The 2164-nt window shown below is 34.1% G+C and carries 1 protein-coding gene, 2 tRNA genes and 2 pseudogenes; 3 read left to right on the top strand and 2 right to left on the bottom strand.

The features are described from left to right. Positions 1-191: 191 nt before the first annotated feature. The 3 genes and pseudogenes from ACFQ18_RS17965 to ACFQ18_RS17975 all read left to right on the top strand — a co-directional run bounded on the left by ACFQ18_RS17965 (position 192) and on the right by ACFQ18_RS17975 (position 1925). Positions 192-446: pseudogene (locus tag ACFQ18_RS17965) on the top strand (helix-turn-helix transcriptional regulator). A 341-nt stretch (positions 447-787) separates the two neighbouring features. Beyond that, a pseudogene (locus ACFQ18_RS17970) lies at positions 788-958 on the top strand (terminase gpP N-terminus-related DNA-binding protein); the annotation flags it as partial. Between the two features lie 451 nt (positions 959-1409). After that, entirely contained in the window at positions 1410-1925 is a 516-nt protein-coding gene (locus tag ACFQ18_RS17975; protein WP_338113702.1) for a site-specific integrase, read from the top strand. An 84-nt stretch (positions 1926-2009) separates the two neighbouring features. Here ACFQ18_RS17975 and ACFQ18_RS17980 read toward each other — a convergent pair. Next, positions 2010-2082: transfer RNA gene (locus tag ACFQ18_RS17980), tRNA-Thr, on the bottom strand. 7 nt (positions 2083-2089) lie between these two features. After that, positions 2090-2164, bottom strand: a tRNA-Asn gene (locus tag ACFQ18_RS17985).

Genomic DNA, 2164 nt, shown 5'->3' on the forward strand with positions numbered 1-2164 from the left:
ACTGTTTAGTCTTATTTGGAGAAAACCGTTTACTTTTATTTGTGGAAAACTGTTGAGTCTAGTTTAGCAGTTACAACACATCGACAAACAATTATAAAATGGCGCAGACATAAATATCAGATTACGATATATCGTTTTTAGTACATATGTCTCATTATGATATATCCTAAATAGATATAGTAGGTGATTAATTGAAGAAAACAGAACAATTAACAGATTCGATGTTTTTTATTATGTCTGCTCTAACTAAACCTAGACATGGATACGCTATGATGAACTTAATTGAAGAAACAACAAAAGGAGCAATTATGATAAGTCTTGCTTCTTATGTACACAATTATTAAAAAATTATAAAAAAAGGGAGAGAGGTATTAGTGGAAGAGGTAAAGCTAAGAAAACTAATGATTCAATTGGCGGAAACTGGACTGAAGAGGACTGAAGAATGAGACAAAAAATACAATGACAGGGGGTATCTTCCACTGAATAGAAGGACATGGAAAAATTACACCGATATTTTTTACAAGGTTGAACTTGATAAGGAGAAAAATCAAATTTATATCCAAAGAAAGTGTTTTTCGTAATTTAAATTTGAGCCATTTCGCAACTATTTTTGAGGCACCTAAAATTAGAGGAATTCCCAAGCTTATATAAGTTGAGCTAAACTGCTTTCAATTCGGGTATAGAATTATAAAAATACCCGAAAGGATTGGTGACTTATAAATACTAAAGGGCAGATCGAAAATCTTAATGATGCAATGAAGCATGCAAAGGATCACCACGTTACCAGTCTGTTTACCTTTACCTAATTGGCTATAAGATAGTAGAAATTGCTAAAATTATTAATCGCCGTCGACAAACTATTAGTGCTTACATCAATGCCTACAAGAAAAATTCGCTTAAAGGGCTTGAAACGGGGCAGAAAGTCAATATACTTTATCAATTTTTACGAAATAAATGATCTTGGCCAAGTCTTTAAGACAGATAAATCTTACTTCATTTTGTGTATTATCTCTTGTATGAAACAACCTAACCAAAACCTTTAATTGTTACCTTTATTATACCAAATTAACAAGGTAAGTTATTGAACCTTTCAGAAAAATATGGCTGTCGAGAAAGTTAGTCTTAATAGCATTTTTTATATTTCCATTGCTACTACATACAGAAGCACACTGAACCATCAGCCTGTATATTGTGTTTATAAGTAAATATTTAAAACCCCTATTTCAATATCTCATTCTGAAATAGGGGTTTTCTACAAGTTGAGCAGCTCGAAAGCTATTTTTCATCTTTAATATTATTTTGATAACTTCATTTTTATAGAGCTCCTGATCTTGGAAAAACATCTAAATGTAAATACTGTAATAATAGATGATTAAATAGACTTATTTACTTCTTTTGGCTCCTACACTATAGCGTTTTGGCTTGTAATACAGTTCGGGTTACGATTCTCTGAAGTCCTTGGTTTACAGTGGAAAAATATTGACTTCAAGAATAAAACTTTACATGTAGAACAAGCATATCACGAACAAGAAAAGCAATTGGGTCGACTGAAAACAGAATCATCTCGACGTTCACTTCCAATATCTGATCAACAATTAGATTTCTTAAGGCAATACAAAGATAAGCAAACACCAAAAAGTGATATTGTTGTTACAAACTCTAATGGTGATTTCATGATGAAACGTAATGTTAGACGTGCCATGAAACGTATTTGTGAGCGTGCTGGCGTCAAACAGATTACATTTCATGAGTTAAGACATAAACATGCTACATTAATGCTCGAAATAAATGAACATGTGAAGATTGTTCAACAACGTCTAGGACACGTTAAGTCGGAAACAGCCGTCAATATTTATTCACATGTTCGACCGCAAGTTCACCAAGATTCCGCACAACGTTTTTCGGACTTTTTCGAGGCATACTAAAACGGTTAGGAAAAGTCGTCACTGTTTCATCACTGGAAACAAAAAAGCTTTTATCCTAATATGGACAAAAGCCTTAATATCAAGAGCTTCCAGCCGGATTTGAACCGACGACCCCTTCCTTACCATGGAAGTGCTCTACCTGCTGAGCTATGGAAGCACAAAAATGGCTCCACAGGTAGGATTCGAACCTACGACCGATCGGTTAACAGCCGATTGCTCTACCACTGAGCTACTGTGGA

The sequence above is a fragment of the Oceanobacillus caeni genome (genome assembly GCF_042678465.1).
GTDB classification, from domain to species: domain Bacteria; phylum Bacillota; class Bacilli; order Bacillales; family Amphibacillaceae; genus Oceanobacillus; species Oceanobacillus caeni.